We start from the raw sequence: 14,249 nt of genomic DNA on the forward strand, positions 1-14,249 counted from the left end.
CGGCGCGGCCGTTGGAGCGGCCACCGGGCTCGGCACGGTCGAAGGCGCGGTGATCGGCGGCACCGCTGGCGCGATCATCGGCGACGACTGACGGCAGGAGCGGGATCGCGCTCGCCCCGGAGCAGCGATCCCTAATCCAGGTAGAAATCCACGGTCGTGACGACACGCACCTTCTTATAGGGCGTATCGCTCTGGCCATCGGCTTCGCCGTCGCGCGGGTCGATCGAGAAATAGCCCTGGGTGGCGCTCTTGATCCCGCCGACGCTGGCCCCGCTGTCGCGCGCGAATTGCTCGGCGGCGGCGCGGGCGTCCTTAGTGGCGGCGGCGACCATCGGAGGCTTGATGTCGTTCAGCTTGGTGAAGCTGTAGCGCATGCCCGACCCCTCCTGCAAAGTGACGCCGCGCCGCACGAGGTCGAACTGCTGCGCGACGGCGCGCTGCGCCCGGGCTATGTCGTTGGTGCGCAACAGCATGCGCTGGGAAATGGTGATCGTGTTGACGCCGTTGTTGATATATTGGTTCACGCCCGCGCCGGTCGGCGTCAGCGCATTGGCGGGAAAGCCAAGCTCGGCGAAATAGGCCTTCAACTCCCTGGTGTTATTGTCGATCTCCGCGCGCACCGCGGGCAGGTCGAACCCCGTCGCCGAATAGCTGATGGTCCAGGTGGCGAGGTCGGCGGTGACGTTGCGCTCCGCCAGGCCGCGAACCGTGACGGAGCGGTCGGCGGCCCTGGCGCGCTTCAATCCGTCGCCCAGCAGATAGCCGCCGCTCACGATCCCGATCGCCAGCAGTCCGGCGCATCCCAGCAGCACCTTGTCACGCATGTCCACGCCCATAGCCATCTCCTCTTCCGTCACCGCCCATGCCACCCTATCTTGAGCATGTTCCTGCACCCTTAGAGATGAACCGTTGCTGGACGGCGACGAACGGAGCCTGAATGACCAAATATCTCCACACCATGATCCGTGTGACCGATGTCGATCGCACGGTCGCCTTCTTCAACCTGCTGGGACTGGAGGAGCAGCGCCGCATCGACAATGAGCAGGGCCGCTTCACGCTCGTCTTCCTGGCCGCGCCCGGCGATGAGGACGCGCAGGTCGAACTGACCTACAATTGGCCGCCGCAGGACGGCAGCGCGCCGGAACGCTATGAGGGCGGGCGCAATTTCGGCCATCTCGCTTATCGCGTCGACAATATCTATGAGGTTTGCCAGCGGCTGATGGATGCGGGCGTCACGATCAACCGGCCGCCGCGCGACGGGCACATGGCCTTCGTGCGCACGCCGGACAATATCTCCATCGAACTGTTGCAGGACGGCTATCTGGAGCCTGCCGAACCCTGGCTGTCCATGCCCAATAGCGGGGTCTGGTAAGCCGTGCTGGAGGTCGTTCGCATCCCCGTCCTCAAGGACAATTATGTCTGGATGATGCATGATCATGCTGGCGGGGACACGGTGGTCATCGACCCCGCCGTCGCCGATCCCGTGCTGAAGGAAGCGGAGGAGCGGGGCTGGACGATCGGGCAGATCTGGAACACCCACTGGCATCCCGACCATGTGGGGGGCAATGCGGCGATCAAAGCGGCGACTGGATGCGCGATAACGGGTCCCGCGGCCGAAGCGGAGAAGATCGGCACGCTCGACCGGCTGGTGGGGGAGGGGGACAGCGTCTCCATCGGCAGCCACGCCGCCACGGTGATGGAGGTGCCAGCGCACACCGCCGGGCACATCGCCTATCATCTGGCGGCCGACCGGCTGCTGTTCGCCGGGGACACGCTGTTCGCCATGGGCTGCGGCCGCCTGTTCGAAGGCACGGCGGCGCAGATGTTCGCCAATATGCAGCGTTTCGCTGGCCTGCCCGACGACACGCAGGTCTATTGCGCGCATGAATATACCCAGTCGAACGGGCGCTTCGGCCTGACGGTGGAGCCGGACAATCAGGCGATCGCCGCGCGCATGGCCGATGTCGACGCAGCCCGCAGCCGGGGGGAGGCGACGGTGCCGACCACCATCGGGCAGGAGCGCGCCACCAACGTCTTCCTGCGCGCCGCCAATGTGGAAGAACTCGCCCGGCGGCGGGAAGCAAAGGATATCGCCTGATGCTCATGCGTTGTCGCGGCATCCTTCCTGAACAGAGATGCGGGAGAATGGCCATGCGTGGATGGATGATGTTGTCCTCTTTGATGCTGGCGGCCTGTGCGGGCGGCAGCAGCGAGCCGCCGCGCCTCACCGAAAAGCAGGCCGCCCGGCTGGAGGCGGCGCTGGCGGGGAAGGTCGCGGGCGAGCCTGTGGACTGCATCTCGCGCTATCCCCAGGCCAGCCTGACCGCGATCAGCGACAGCGTGCTCCTTTACCGGGTGAGCGGAAAGCTGGTCTATCGCAACGATCTGATCGGCAGTTGCCCCGGCCTGTCGCGCGGCGATACTCTGGTGGTCAGGCCGTTCGGATCGCAATATTGCCGGGGCGATCTGGCCCGCAGCGCTGACCTGACGAACGGCATGGTGACCGGCGCATGCGCGCTGGGGTCCTTCACGCCCTATCGCACTCCGGCGCGTTGAGACCGGGCCAGAAGCGATCAACATTCAGTTGTGGCGGCCTGCAAATGGCGGTTCTTCGCGCTTCGGTGCTCACATACCTTAACTACGCTGCGCGCCGGGCCACGAAAAACCACCATCGCTCCTGAATGTTGATCGGTGCTAAGCCTTGTAAAGCGCGTCCAGCCGGTCCTGATAGCGCGCCCGGATGACGTGGCGGCGGATCTTCATCGATGGGGTCATCTCGCCATTGGCGACGGTGAAGGGCTCGTCCGCCAGGATGAAGCGCCGCACCCGCTCCGTCACGGACAGGTCGTGATTCACCCGCTCGACGGCGGCGCGCAGGGCGGCCTGATAAGCGGGATCGCTTTCCGCATCCTCCACCGCCTGACCCTTGGCGGCCGCCCATTCCCGCGTCCATTCCGCATCGGGAACGATCAGCCCCACCAGATGCGGCCGCCGGTCGCCATGGACCATGGCCTGGCCGATTTCCGGCTGTAGCGTCAGCATGCCCTCGACCTTCTGCGGCGACACATTGTCGCCCTTGTCATTGACGATCAGATCCTTCTTGCGATCGGTGATACGGATGCGCCCGCGCTCGTCAATCTCGCCAATGTCGCCGGTATAGAGCCAGCCGTCCTTCAACGCGCGTTCGGTGTCGGCTTCGTTGCGCCAATAGCCGTGCATGACCAGTTCGCCGCGCACCAATATCTCGCCATCCTCGGCGATGCGCACCTCCACCCCGTCCAGCGGCGGGCCGACCGTATCCATGGCGATGCCAGCGCTTGGCCGGTTGCAGCTGATCACCGGGCCGGCTTCGGTCTGGCCATAGCCCTGGAGCAGCGTCAGCCCCATCGCGTCGAAGAACAGCCCGACATCGGGGTTCAGCGGCGCACCGCCCGATACCAGCGCCTTCATCCGTCCGCCGAAGCGCGCTGCGATCCTGGGCTTGAGCGTGCGCGCCAGCAGCGCCTTAACCGGCAGGTCGATGATGGATTTGCGGCCCTGCTGCTCCTTCGCCGCGATCCTGAGCGCCTGTTCCATGAGCCAGGTTGGAAACTTGCCCTGCTTTTCGATCGACTTCATGATCCGGGTGCGCAGCACCTCGAACAGGCGGGGCACGACCACCATGATGGTCGGGCGCGTCTCCTCGATATTGCTGGCGAGCTTTTCCAGCCCTTCGGCATAATAGATCTGCCCGCCCAGCATGATCGGCAGGAACTGGCCGCCGCTATGCTCATAGGCGTGGGACAGGGGCAGGAACGACAGGAACACTTCGTTGTCCCAGCCGAAATCCTCGACGACCAGCTTTCCCGCGCCTTCGATATTGCACAGGATCGCGCCATGATGCTGCATCACCCCGCGCGGCGCGCCGCCGGTGCCGCTAGTATAGATGATGCAGGCCAGGTCCTCGCGCCCCGCCGTCTGTTCGGCTGCGCAGGCGTCGGGGTCGGCGATGTGCCCGTTGATCAGGTCGCTCCACAGGTGGCAGGATATGTCGCCCTGTCCGCCCCTCAGCGGTTCTATGCCGACGACGAAGCTGGCCCGCGACCGCAGCACGGCGGGCATCAGCGCCTGGGCGAGCTTTGCCGTCGACACGATCACCGCCCGCGCGCCGCTGTCGGTCAGGATATGCTGGTGATCGCGCGTCGTGTTGGTGGTGTAGGTCGGCACGGTGATGCAGCCCGCCGCCATGATCGCCAGGTCCGCGATGCAGAATTCCGGGCGGTTCTCGCTCACCAGCATGACCGGGTCGCCGGGTTTCAGGCCCTGCGCCTTCAATGCGGTGGCCAGCGACGCGACCTGATGCGCGACCTCGGTCCAGCTGAGCGATTGCCATCGGCCGTTCACCTTGCGCCACAGGAAGGGAAGATCGCCCTTGTTCTTCGCCCGGGCGAAGAACATCGTCACCAGATTGGGGAACCGTTCGATCGCCTGCAAGCCTGCCTCCTGCACCGGGCGCGTACGCACCGCGCCTCTCGTTGCCCGCCTATAACGGGGCCTTGCCGTAACGGCCACGCTTTTTCCACGCCCGTTCAGTCGAATAGGCCGTCCTGCGCCGTGGCGGGCGGGTTGAGCCCCAGATGCTTCCACCCCGGACCGTTCAGGCAGCGCCCGCGCGCGGTGCGGGCGATCAGGCCAAGCTGGATCAGATAGGGTTCGATCACTTCCTCGATCGTGTCGCGCGGTTCGGAAAGACCGGCGGCCAGCGTTTCCACGCCCACGGGGCCGCCGCGATAGATGTCGGCGATCATCATCAGGTAACGCCGGTCCATCAGGTCGAGGCCAAGCTGATCGACCTCCAGCCGGCTGAGCGACGCATCGGCCACCCTGGCGTCCACCGCTTCCGCCCCGGCGACGTTGGCGAAGTCGCGGACGCGCCGCAGCAGCCGCCCGGCGATGCGCGGCGTGCCCCGCGAACGGCGCGCAATCTCTATCGCGCCGTCGGATGTGATCGCAAGGTCAAGCAGCCGCGCTGCGCGGCGGACCACCAGCTCCAGCTCATCGACCGTATAGAATTGCAGCCGCACCGGAATGCCGAAGCGGTCGCGCAGCGGCGTCGTCAGCAGCCCCTGCCGCGTCGTCGCGCCGACCAGGGTGAAATGCGGCAGGTCTATGCGCACCGACCGGGCAGAGGGACCTTCGCCGATCATCAGGTCGAGCGCACGGTCCTCCATCGCCGGATAAAGCACTTCCTCGACCGCCGGGTTGAGGCGGTGGATCTCGTCGACGAACAACACGTCGCCTTCGTCCAGATTGGTAAGCAGCGCCGCCAGATCGCCGGACTTGGCGATCACCGGGCCGGACGTGGCGCGAAATCCCACGCCCATCTCCTTGGCGACGATCTGCGCCAGCGTCGTCTTGCCCAGGCCGGGCGGGCCGAAGAACAGCACATGGTCCAGCGCCTCGCCGCGCGCCTTCGCGGCCTCGATGAACACGCGCAGATTGCCCCGCGCCGCTTCCTGGCCGATGAATTCGTCCAGCGATTTGGGCCGCAGCGCCGCGTCGGCATCTTCCGCGCGGCGGGTAGAGGCGATCAGCCTTTCCTCGCTCATGCGCGCTCCGCCCCACTCACAACGTCATGCCGAACTTGTTTCAGCATCCATGGCGCCCCACGCTCCGGTCCAACGGCGGCAACCCCAGCCCAACCGCCAGGTCCACCCACGCCGGATTCTCGCGCTCGACCAAATTGATCTTCCCTTGCCGCCGCCAATTCTTCAGCTGCTTCTCCCGCAAGATCGCCCGCTCCATGGCATCGCACGCTTCGACCCGCACGAGCCGGTGCACGCCATAACGCTCCGTGGAACCCGGAATCGCCCCCGCGCGATGCTGCGCCAGCCGCCCCGGCAGGTTCGAAGTCACCCCGATATACAAAGCCCCACAAGGCTGACTGGCGAGGATATAGACGCAAGGCTCCTTCATCGTTCCCCCTCGGCGCCCAAGGCGCAATGGATGCTGAAACAAGTTCAGCATGGCAGGGAAGAAGGCGGGCCGTCATTTCGCCGCCTTCCGCAGCGCGAGGCGGACCAGCGCGTCAAGCGTCGCGCCTTCGCCCAGTTCCTCCTCGGCGGCGGCGACGGCGATGCTGGCCTCGGCCGGTCGGAAGCCCAGATTCTGAAGCGCGGACAGGGCGTCCGCACCGTGACCTCCGGCCATGACCGGTACGGCAGCGCCGCCGGGCAGCGCTCCGCCAGCGCCGGGGGCCGCGCCGATCTTGTCCTTCAATTCATTGACGATACGCTGGGCCAGCTTGGGGCCGACGCCGTTCGCGCGCGCGATCATCGCCTTGTCGCCCGTGGCCACGGCGCGGTGCAGTTCCACGGGTTCCAGCGCGGACAATATGGCCAGCGCCACGCGCGATCCCACGCCCTGAACGCCGGTGAGCAGGCGGAACCAGTCACGCTCCTCCGCCCGCGCGAAACCCACCAGCCGGACCGAATCCTCCGACACCAGCATTTCGGTATGCACGGTCACCGCTTCCCCGGCCGGTCCCAGCGCCGCGAGCGTGCGCGATGACGCGCCGACCAGATAGCCGACGCCACCCACATCGATGATGGCGTGGTCGATGCCGGTGCTGTCCAGCCGCCCTTTCAGTTTCGCTATCATGCCCCGCGCCCTTTGGTCATGATCTGTTCTTTACAGCCTCTTCCCCGCTGCGCCAGCTAAAAGCGCGTGGCCGTGGCACCATTTGCCGCGCCGTGCGTAATGCTGCCCTGTTTCCTCTTCGATCAAGGATGAACCGCGCGATGCCGATACAAGCACCGATGCTGTCGCCCAGGGATTTTGCCGAACCCGCCATCCGCCTTGCCGGATATGTCGACCATGGCATGTATATTCATTTCAAGGAAAGGCTGGCCGCCGCGCCGCAGGACGGCCTCGTCGTGGTTGAAATATCCACGCTGGGCGGGGACCCGGAAATCGCCCGGATGATGGGAGAGGATATCCGCTTCCATTCCGAAATGCAGCCCGGACGGCGGCTTGTCTTCCTGGGCAAGACGGCCGTCTATTCGGCAGGGGCGACCTTCATGGGCTTCTTCGCGACGGAGAACCGTTATCTGACGCGCGGCACCCGCCTGATGATCCATGAACGCATCATCACGAAGGACATTCCCCTTCAAGGGCCGCTGTCCACCTGCATCGCGCCGCTCAAGGCCGCGCTCAATGAGATCGAAGCGTCCATCGCCATCCAGAATGAAGGCTTTGCGAACCTGATCACGGGTTCGCAGGTGACGCTGGACGAAGTGCTCAGGCGCGCGCCGGAAAACTGGTATCTGGAAGCGAACGAGGCCGCCGCGCTGGGGCTGATCACGGCGGTTCTGTAAAGGGCGGTCCCGGTCCTTCACGGCTTGCTTACCAATTTCCCGCATAAGCGGCGGCCATGGACAAGACCGCCGATCCCTGCCCACCTTCCGCCGTCAGCCATGGCGTCGGGATTGCGGGCCTTGCCGGGCTTGCCGCCTGGACCCTGGTAGCGCGCCATTATGGGATGAACGGACCCTATGCGGGTCTTGCCGCCGTCTTCGCCTGCGGCCTGCCGATGGTGCTCTGGTCCCTGCTGGCGGACAAGGTGCATCGCAACCCGTCTACCGGGATGAACTGGGATGCACCGGCCCGGCCGCTGCGAGAGGTGCTGGATGTCAGCCTCGTCAAGATTGCGGGGCTGTGGGCGACCTGGCTCGCCATCGCCATCTTCTATTGCGTGGCGCGCTGGTACTGGAGCGGCAATTACCGTTTCTCCATGAAACTTTTCATGGCCGCCGCGCCGTGGCTGCTTGCCTTTTCTATCCCTTATGTTCTGTGGATCGACCGGCGGCTGACCGATGCCAGGGATGCGTCCTATGCCTTTGGCCAGTGGGTGATCGGCGGCGCCGCGGGCAAGCCCGACATGGCGCAGGTCGCCAATCATGCGCGCGCATGGGCGGTGAAGGGCTTTTTCCTCGCCTTCATGCTGTCCATCGTGCCAGGCAATTTCGCCAGCGTCGTCGATTGGCGCATCGATCATGCCTTCGCCGACCCGGTGAAGCTGACCGCCTTCCTGATCGCCATCATGTTCATGATCGATGTCTGCATGGCGACGGTCGGCTATCTGCTGACGTGCAAGCCGCTGGATTCGCACATCCGCTCCGCCAATCCGGCGCTGGCGGGATGGGTGGCGGCGCTGATCTGCTATCCGCCCTTCGTGCTGATGGGCTCCGGGGGGCCGCTCGATTATCATGCGGGCGGCGCGGAATGGGACGTGTGGACGCAGGGCTATCCCGCGCTCCAGTGGCTGCTGGGCGGCTGGCTGGTGCTGCTGACGGCCATCTATGCCTGGGCGACGGTGGCGTTCGGCATCCGCTTTTCCAACCTCACCCATCGCGGCATACTGACGCACGGACCCTATCGCTGGACCCGTCACCCGGCCTATCTGTCGAAGAACCTCTTCTGGTGGTTTTCGGCGCTGCCCTTCCTGGCGGTGTCGGGCAGCCTTACCGACATGGTGCGCAACTGCGCGATGCTGGCGGTGACCAACGCCGTCTATTACTGGCGCGCCCGCACCGAGGAAGCGCATCTGTCCGCCGATCCCGATTATCGCGCCTATAGCGCGTGGATGGACCGCAACGGACCCGTGCCGCGCTTCTTCGCCTGGGTGACGGGCCGCAAGCAGCCCGCGCTACAGCCTGCCGAATAGCCTGGCGCCTAATAGCTTTCCTCGTCATAGACGCGGCTCACATCGCCAGCCCATGCGCCATGATAGCGCTCCAGCAGCCGTTCGGCATGGGTGATCCCGGACGCCGCGATGTCATCCAGCGGCGCGAGATAGTCCGACTCGTCCTTGCCCGCTTCATCCAGCCGCGCCCGCGCCTTAAGGCCGCCGCGCGCGATCGCCAGCACTTCGCCCGCTATGTCGCGCAACACGCGCCCGCCCGGCAGCGGCGCGCCCAGGGCAAGGCGCGGGGCTGCGTCGCGCAGCGCCTGCCGGTCGTCCATCGACCAGTCCTTGACCAGATCCCACGCCGCATCCAGCGCGCCCTGATCATAGAGCAGCCCGACCCAGAAGGCGGGCAGGGCCGTGATGCGATCCGTCGCGCCCCCGTCAGCGCCGCGCATTTCCAGAAAGCTTTTCAGCCGCACTTCGGGGAAGGCGGTGGAAAGATGGTCCTCCCAATCCTTCTCGGTCGGCTTCTCGCCCGGCAGGACGGATAGCCGCCCGTCCAGGAAATCGCGGAAGCTGAGGCCCGCCGCGTCGATATAGCGGCCATTGCGGTAGACGAAGTACATCGGCACATTGAGCGCATAGTCGGCATAGCGTTCATAGCCAAAGCCGTCCTCGAACACGAAGGGCAGCATGCCGGTGCGCGCCGGATCGGTGTCGGACCAGATATGGCTGCGATAGGACAGGAAGCCGTTTGGCTTGCCCTCGGTAAAGGGCGAATTGGCGAACAGCGCGGTGGCCAGCGGCTGGAGCGCCAGGCTGACGCGGAATTTCTGCACCATGTCGGCTTCGCTGCCATAGTCCAGATTGGTCTGGATGGTGCAGGTGCGCAGCATCATGTCCAGCCCCAGCGATCCGACGCGCGGCATGTGGCGCAGCATGATGTCGTAGCGGCCCTTGGGCATGATGGGCAGTTCGCCGCGCGTCTTGTCGGGCCACATGCCAAGGCTGAGGAAGCCCAGCCCCAGCATGTCGCCCACATATTTGACCTGTTCCAGATGCCGCTGCGTTTCGGCGAAGGTCTGGTGCAGATTTTCCAGCGGCGCGCCGGAAAGCTCCAGCTGGCCCGCCGGCTCCAGGCTGACGGTGCCGTCGGGACCGGACAGGGCGATGATATTCTCGCCCTCGAACACCGGGCTCCAGCCATAGCGGGTCAGGCCGATCAGCAGCGTATGGATGCCGCCCGTCTCGTCATAGGAGGGGGCGTGGCGATCGCCCTTGTCATAGACGAACTTTTCATGTTCGGTGCCGATCCGCCAGCGTTCCTGCGGCTTTTCCCCCTTGGAAAAGGCGGCGAGCAGCTGGTCGCGGCTCTCTATGACGGGATCATTCTCCCCTGAGTCGGTTCTGGTGCTCATGCCACGGCTTAGCCTGTCCCCCTTGCGCGTCAACATCGCTGCGCCCGCGACAAATAGGTTGCGCTTGGCGTAGCCGCAATCCCATTTCGGAATGCAACTTGAGGCGGCTATCGCAGAGGGTAATACTCCTGCCTAGGCTGTAGCGGGCTATCAGCCCCAGTCGCCGTTCAGCGTCATCCAGGCCGAAGCCGCCGCGATCGCCGCCGTTTCGGCTCGCAGGATGCGCGGGCCCAGCGACACGGGCACCGCCCTTGCCACCGCCCGAATCGCATCCCGCTCCGCCGGGTCGAAGCCGCCCTCCGGCCCGATCAGGAACGCTGCGCCCCCTTGATGCGCGGGCAGCGCTTCGGCCAGCGGCGCACCGCCCGTTTCATCGGCGAAGAACAGCCAGCGGTCCTCCGGCCAGTCCCGCAGCAGCGCCTCCAGCTTGATGAGGCCGCCAAGTTCGGGCAGCGCCGTGCGACCGCATTGCTCCGCCGCCTCCACCAGATGCGCGTGCAGCCGGTCGAGGTTCAGCTTGTCCACCACGGCGCGGCGGGTCAGCACCGGCTGTAATTTCGCGACCCCCAGCTCGCATGCCTTTTCCGCGATCAGGTCGATGCGCCCCTTGCGGATGGGCGCGCAGCACAGCCAGAAATCGGGCACATGCTCGATCGCCTTGGTCTGTCGCACGCATTCCAGCACCAGGTCGCGCTTGCGCATGTCGCGCACCCGCGCCGCCCATTCGCCCGACCGCCCGTCGAACAGCAGCACGATGTCGTCCGGCTTCACCCGCATGACGCTGATCAGATAATGCGCCGGGTTGCCGTCCACCGGCACGGCGACGCCGTCGCCCAGTTGCGTTTCGACATGCAGGCGCGGCGCGCTTTGTGGCGGCCATGCAGGGGTTGCGGTCATTTCGCCTCTTCCGTTCGCCCTGAGCTTGTCGAAGGGCCGTCTTTGCTCTTTAGAGAAGAAAGGGGCTTCGACAAGCTTGGCCCGAACGGAGATAAGGTGAGTCAGACGATCGTCCCAGACACGCAGGCCCGCGGCCTGCTCGCCCGCCTGCCGGAAACGCCCCGCGCCCTTGCCCTGCTGGCCCGGTTCGACCGGCCGATCGGCTGGTGGCTGCTGTTCTGGCCCGGCGCCTGGGCCGTGGTGCTGGCGGGCGGGGCGGGGGAACGATGGCCTCTGATCCTCTGGCTCCTGCTCGGCAGCATCGCGATGCGCGGCGCTGGCTGCGTCTTCAACGATATCGTCGATCGCGACCTCGACCGCCAGGTGGCCCGCACGGCGGCACGCCCCCTCGCCAGCGGGGCGATTTCCCTCACCATGGCGTGGGTCTGGCTGATCCTGCTGTGCCTGATCGGCCTTGTCGTCCTGTTGCAGTTGCGCCTGTCAGCGCAGGTCGTGGCGCTGGCCAGCCTCGCGCTGGTCGCCGCCTATCCCTTCATGAAGCGGATCACCGGATGGCCGCAGGTCTGGCTTGGCCTCGTCTTTTCCTGGGCGGCGCTCGTGGGCTGGAGCGAAGTCACGGGCGCGCTCACCGCGCCGGGGCTGCTGCTCTATGGCGGCACCATTTTCTGGGTCGTCGGTTATGACACCATCTATGCGCTACAGGACCGGGAGGATGACGCATTGATCGGCATCGGGTCGAGCGCTCTGTCGATGGGCCGGCACGTCCGCGCGGGCGTGGCCTTATGCTATGTTGCGGCCCTCTCGCTCTGGGCGGCCGCGCTGTGGCAGGTAAGGCCGCAGCTTCTGGCGCTCGCGGCGCTGCTGCCGATGGCGGCGCACCTCCTCTGGCAGGTGGCGGCGTTGAAGGAGGATGGCGCCGATCCGCTGCTCAAATTCCGCTCGAACCGCTTTGCCGGGCTGCTGATGTTCCTTGGCTGTCTCGTCGTGGGCAGCGCATGAGCGCCCCGCGTGAGGGCGAGGATTGCTGGCGCATCGCCCGCGCCGCCAGGGCCAGCGTCATCATCGACGCCGAAGCCTATTTCCGCCACGCCCGCGCCGCGATGCTGAAGGCCAAGCGGCGGATCATGCTGATCGGCTGGGACTTCGACGCCGCCATCAGCCTGATCCGCGAGGATGAGGCGAAGGACGGCGCGCCCGTCATCATCGGCGACTTCATCAGCTGGCTGGTCGAACAGAAGCCCGAACTCGACATATTCCTGCTGCGCTGGGACATCGGCGCCATGAAGTCGATGGTGCAGCCGTCCAACCTCTTCACCACCGTCAAGTGGATGACGCACAAGCGCATTCATGTGAAGCTGGACAGCCACCATCCGCCCGCCGCCTCGCACCATCAGAAGATCGTGGTGATCGACGATTGCTTCGCCTTTTGCGGCGGCATCGACATGACGGCGGACCGGTGGGACACGCGCCATCATCGCGACAGCGACCCCAATCGCAAGCATCCCGATGGCACCGCCTATGGCCCATGGCATGACGCGACCACGGCGTTGCAGGGCGATGTCGCCATGGTGCTGGGCGACCATGCCCGCGCCCGGTGGAAAGTGGCAGGGGGCGGGGATCTGGAGCCGATCAGGGGCGAGCATGATTGCTGGCCCGACGCGCTGCCTGTCGGGTTCGAACAGGTGGATGTGGCGATTTCCCGGTCGGCCCCGGAAATGGACGGCCAGCAGCCGGTGCTGGAGATCGAACGGCTCTACATCAACCAGATCGCATCGGCGAAGCGGACCATCTACGCCGAAAGCCAGTATTTCGCGTCCCGCCGCATTGCCGAGGCGCTGGCCGCCCGGCTGGGAGAGGATGACGGGCCGGACATCGTCATCATCAACCCGGAACAGGCCGATGGCTGGCTGGAACAGCAGGCGATGGACACCGCCCGCGCGCGCCTGGTCGAAGCGTTGCGCGCCCGCGACGTTCACGGACGGCTGCGCGTCTATCATCCCTTCACCGTACGGGGGGAGCCGATCTATGTGCATGCCAAGATACTGATCGTCGATGACCGGGTGATCCGCGTGGGGTCCTCCAACATGAACAACCGTTCGATGCGGCTCGATACGGAATGCGACATGACGATCGACGCGAGCCTGCCTGCCAATGCCGGGCAGGAGGCAACGATCCGATCGATCCGCGATGACCTGATCGCCGAACATCTCGACCTTCCCCCGGAACGCGTCGCGGCAGTCATCGCCGAACGGGGGCTGATCGCTGCGATAGAGGAACTGCGGGACAAGCCGGGGCGCACCTTGCGGCCCTATGTCACGCCCAACCTCAACGATGTGCAGACATGGCTCGCCGACAATGAGGTGCTCGATCCCGAAGGTCCGGCCGAGATGCTGGAACCGGCGGCGCAGCGGAGCCTGTTCCGCCGCTTGAAGTCCCGATCGTAAGAGCATTGCGCCAGGCTCCACCCCGTTCGCGCGGGATGCTCTGCGTCATTCCGCCGCCAGCAGGGCCTCCGCTCCGCCCAGATTGACCGACACCAGCCGGCTGACCCCGCGTTCCACCATGGTGACGCCGAACAGCCGGTGCATGCGCGCCATGGTGACCGCATTGTGGCTGACGATCAGGTAGCGCGTGTCGGTCTGTCCCACCATAGCGTCCAGCAGGTCGCAGAAGCGCTCGACATTGGCGTCGTCCAGCGGGGCGTCGACCTCGTCCAGCACGCAGATCGGCGCGGGGTTGGTCAGGAACAGGCCGAATATCAGCGCGACCGCCGTCAGCGCCTGTTCGCCGCCCGATAGCAGGGTCAGCGCCGCCAGCTTCTTGCCCGGCGGCTGCGCCATGATCTCCAGCCCGGCTTCCAGCGGATCGTCGCTGTCGATCAGTTCCAGATGCGCCTGTCCGCCGTTGAACAGGGTGGTGAACAGCCGCCGGAAATGGCCGTCCACCGCCTCGAACGCGGCGAGCAGCCTTTGCCGCCCTTCGCGGTTGAGGCTGCCGATCGATCCGCGCAGCCGGTTGATGGCCTGGGTCAGTTCCTCGCTTTCGGCGCGGCTGCTGGCCTGGGTCGTCTCCAGTTCCTCCAGTTCCTGTGCCGCCACGAGATTGACGGGGCCGATGCGCTCGCGCTCCGCCGACAGCCGGTCATGATCGGCCTGTTCCGTCTGCGCGATCCGCACCTCCGCGCTTGCGAAGCCCAGCCTTTCGGGCAGCAGCGGCGGCGGGCATTCGAACCGTTCGCCCGACAGCCGGTTGGCCTCGACGCGCTT

General features: G+C 65.9%; 14 protein-coding genes and 1 pseudogene. 7 read left to right on the plus strand and 8 right to left on the minus strand.

Going from position 1 to position 14,249, the window contains the following annotated elements:
* Positions 1 to 131: 131 nt before the first annotated feature.
* The gene (locus L288_RS31385; protein WP_021238171.1) at positions 132 to 836 is read right to left on the minus strand and encodes an SIMPL domain-containing protein; all 705 of its coding nucleotides are present in this window, start codon (positions 834 to 836) and stop codon (positions 132 to 134) included.
* A 101-nt stretch (positions 837 to 937) separates the two neighbouring features.
* On the opposite strand from L288_RS31385, the gene L288_RS31390 reads away from it, so the two are divergent.
* From L288_RS31390 to L288_RS31400, 3 genes are read left to right on the plus strand one after another with little or no spacing between them, the layout of a single operon-like run.
* Positions 938 to 1,372: a VOC family protein gene (locus tag L288_RS31390; RefSeq protein ID WP_021238172.1), complete on the plus strand. Its 435-nt coding sequence runs from the start codon at positions 938 to 940 to the stop codon at positions 1,370 to 1,372.
* A gap of 3 nt (positions 1,373 to 1,375) precedes the next feature.
* Positions 1,376 to 2,098 (plus strand): hydroxyacylglutathione hydrolase, encoded by a 723-nt coding sequence (gene gloB, locus L288_RS31395; protein ID WP_021238173.1) that lies wholly within the window; start codon positions 1,376 to 1,378, stop codon positions 2,096 to 2,098.
* A 53-nt stretch (positions 2,099 to 2,151) separates the two neighbouring features.
* Positions 2,152 to 2,556, plus strand: a complete 405-nt coding sequence (locus L288_RS31400) for a hypothetical protein (RefSeq protein WP_031304345.1) — start codon at positions 2,152 to 2,154, stop codon at positions 2,554 to 2,556.
* Between the two features lie 138 nt (positions 2,557 to 2,694).
* Here the strand turns inward: L288_RS31400 and L288_RS31405 are convergent, their stop codons facing one another.
* The 4 genes from L288_RS31405 to ruvA form a co-directional block, all read right to left on the minus strand.
* A complete protein-coding gene (locus L288_RS31405) occupies positions 2,695 to 4,437 on the minus strand; it encodes an AMP-dependent synthetase/ligase (protein ID WP_051209641.1) in 1,743 nt (580 codons plus the stop codon).
* 131 nt (positions 4,438 to 4,568) lie between these two features.
* Positions 4,569 to 5,588, minus strand: a complete 1,020-nt coding sequence (gene ruvB / locus L288_RS31410; protein ID WP_021238176.1) for a Holliday junction branch migration DNA helicase RuvB — start codon at positions 5,586 to 5,588, stop codon at positions 4,569 to 4,571.
* Positions 5,589 to 5,628: 40 nt separating this feature from the next.
* Positions 5,629 to 5,955, minus strand: a complete 327-nt coding sequence (locus L288_RS31415; protein WP_030539174.1) for a GIY-YIG nuclease family protein — start codon at positions 5,953 to 5,955, stop codon at positions 5,629 to 5,631.
* Between the two features lie 72 nt (positions 5,956 to 6,027).
* Complete coding sequence (ruvA, locus tag L288_RS31420) at positions 6,028 to 6,639, minus strand: Holliday junction branch migration protein RuvA (RefSeq protein ID WP_021238178.1); 612 nt, start codon at positions 6,637 to 6,639, stop codon at positions 6,028 to 6,030.
* A 140-nt stretch (positions 6,640 to 6,779) separates the two neighbouring features.
* On the opposite strand from ruvA, the gene L288_RS31425 reads away from it, so the two are divergent.
* Together L288_RS31425 and L288_RS31430 are read left to right on the plus strand one after the other, a co-directional pair.
* Positions 6,780 to 7,355 carry a hypothetical protein gene (locus tag L288_RS31425; protein ID WP_030539175.1) on the plus strand — a complete coding sequence of 192 codons (576 nt, stop codon included), beginning with the start codon at positions 6,780 to 6,782 and terminating at the stop codon, positions 7,353 to 7,355.
* Positions 7,356 to 7,411: 56 nt separating this feature from the next.
* Positions 7,412 to 8,704: a methyltransferase family protein gene (locus L288_RS31430; protein ID WP_021238180.1), complete on the plus strand. Its 1,293-nt coding sequence runs from the start codon at positions 7,412 to 7,414 to the stop codon at positions 8,702 to 8,704.
* 8 nt (positions 8,705 to 8,712) lie between these two features.
* Here the strand turns inward: L288_RS31430 and L288_RS31435 are convergent, their stop codons facing one another.
* Positions 8,713 to 10,086: a glutamate--cysteine ligase gene (locus L288_RS31435; protein ID WP_021238181.1), complete on the minus strand. Its 1,374-nt coding sequence runs from the start codon at positions 10,084 to 10,086 to the stop codon at positions 8,713 to 8,715.
* Between the two features lie 150 nt (positions 10,087 to 10,236).
* Positions 10,237 to 10,983 carry a 16S rRNA (uracil(1498)-N(3))-methyltransferase gene (locus L288_RS31440; RefSeq protein WP_021238182.1) on the minus strand — a complete coding sequence of 249 codons (747 nt, stop codon included), beginning with the start codon at positions 10,981 to 10,983 and terminating at the stop codon, positions 10,237 to 10,239.
* 96 nt (positions 10,984 to 11,079) lie between these two features.
* Between L288_RS31440 and ubiA the strand changes: the two genes are divergently transcribed.
* Both ubiA and L288_RS31450 read left to right on the plus strand, forming a co-directional pair.
* Positions 11,080 to 11,982, plus strand: coding sequence for a 4-hydroxybenzoate octaprenyltransferase (ubiA, locus tag L288_RS31445; RefSeq protein WP_021238183.1), 903 nt, complete (start codon positions 11,080 to 11,082; stop codon positions 11,980 to 11,982).
* The gene (locus tag L288_RS31450) at positions 11,979 to 13,427 is read left to right on the plus strand and encodes a phospholipase D-like domain-containing protein (RefSeq protein WP_021238184.1); all 1,449 of its coding nucleotides are present in this window, start codon (positions 11,979 to 11,981) and stop codon (positions 13,425 to 13,427) included. The genes ubiA and L288_RS31450 overlap by 4 nt, the downstream gene beginning before the upstream one ends.
* 45 nt (positions 13,428 to 13,472) lie before the next feature.
* Here L288_RS31450 and L288_RS31455 read toward each other — a convergent pair.
* Positions 13,473 to 14,249: pseudogene (locus tag L288_RS31455) on the minus strand (chromosome segregation protein); the annotation flags it as partial.

The organism is Sphingobium quisquiliarum P25, assembly GCF_000445065.1.
Taxonomy (GTDB): domain Bacteria; phylum Pseudomonadota; class Alphaproteobacteria; order Sphingomonadales; family Sphingomonadaceae; genus Sphingobium; species Sphingobium quisquiliarum.

What these genes read in the sequence shown, in the direction of transcription:
- L288_RS31400 (WP_031304345.1), top strand. Translation starts at nt 2,152, where the DNA reads ATGCGTGGATGGATGATGTTGTCCTCTTTGATGCTGGCGGCCTGTGCG.
- L288_RS31415 (WP_030539174.1), bottom strand. Translation starts at nt 5,955, where the DNA reads ATGAAGGAGCCTTGCGTCTATATCCTCGCCAGTCAGCCTTGTGGGGCT.
- L288_RS31425 (WP_030539175.1), top strand. Translation starts at nt 6,780, where the DNA reads ATGCCGATACAAGCACCGATGCTGTCGCCCAGGGATTTTGCCGAACCC.
- L288_RS31435 (WP_021238181.1), bottom strand. Translation starts at nt 10,086, where the DNA reads ATGAGCACCAGAACCGACTCAGGGGAGAATGATCCCGTCATAGAGAGC.
- L288_RS31440 (WP_021238182.1), bottom strand. Translation starts at nt 10,983, where the DNA reads ATGACCGCAACCCCTGCATGGCCGCCACAAAGCGCGCCGCGCCTGCAT.
- L288_RS31450 (WP_021238184.1), top strand. Translation starts at nt 11,979, where the DNA reads ATGAGCGCCCCGCGTGAGGGCGAGGATTGCTGGCGCATCGCCCGCGCC.
- L288_RS31430 (WP_021238180.1), top strand. Translation starts at nt 7,412, where the DNA reads ATGGACAAGACCGCCGATCCCTGCCCACCTTCCGCCGTCAGCCATGGC.
- ruvA (WP_021238178.1), bottom strand. Translation starts at nt 6,639, where the DNA reads ATGATAGCGAAACTGAAAGGGCGGCTGGACAGCACCGGCATCGACCAC.
- L288_RS31405 (WP_051209641.1), bottom strand. Translation starts at nt 4,437, where the DNA reads ATGTTCTTCGCCCGGGCGAAGAACAAGGGCGATCTTCCCTTCCTGTGG.
- L288_RS31385 (WP_021238171.1), bottom strand. Translation starts at nt 836, where the DNA reads ATGGGCGTGGACATGCGTGACAAGGTGCTGCTGGGATGCGCCGGACTG.
- L288_RS31390 (WP_021238172.1), top strand. Translation starts at nt 938, where the DNA reads ATGACCAAATATCTCCACACCATGATCCGTGTGACCGATGTCGATCGC.
- ruvB (WP_021238176.1), bottom strand. Translation starts at nt 5,588, where the DNA reads ATGAGCGAGGAAAGGCTGATCGCCTCTACCCGCCGCGCGGAAGATGCC.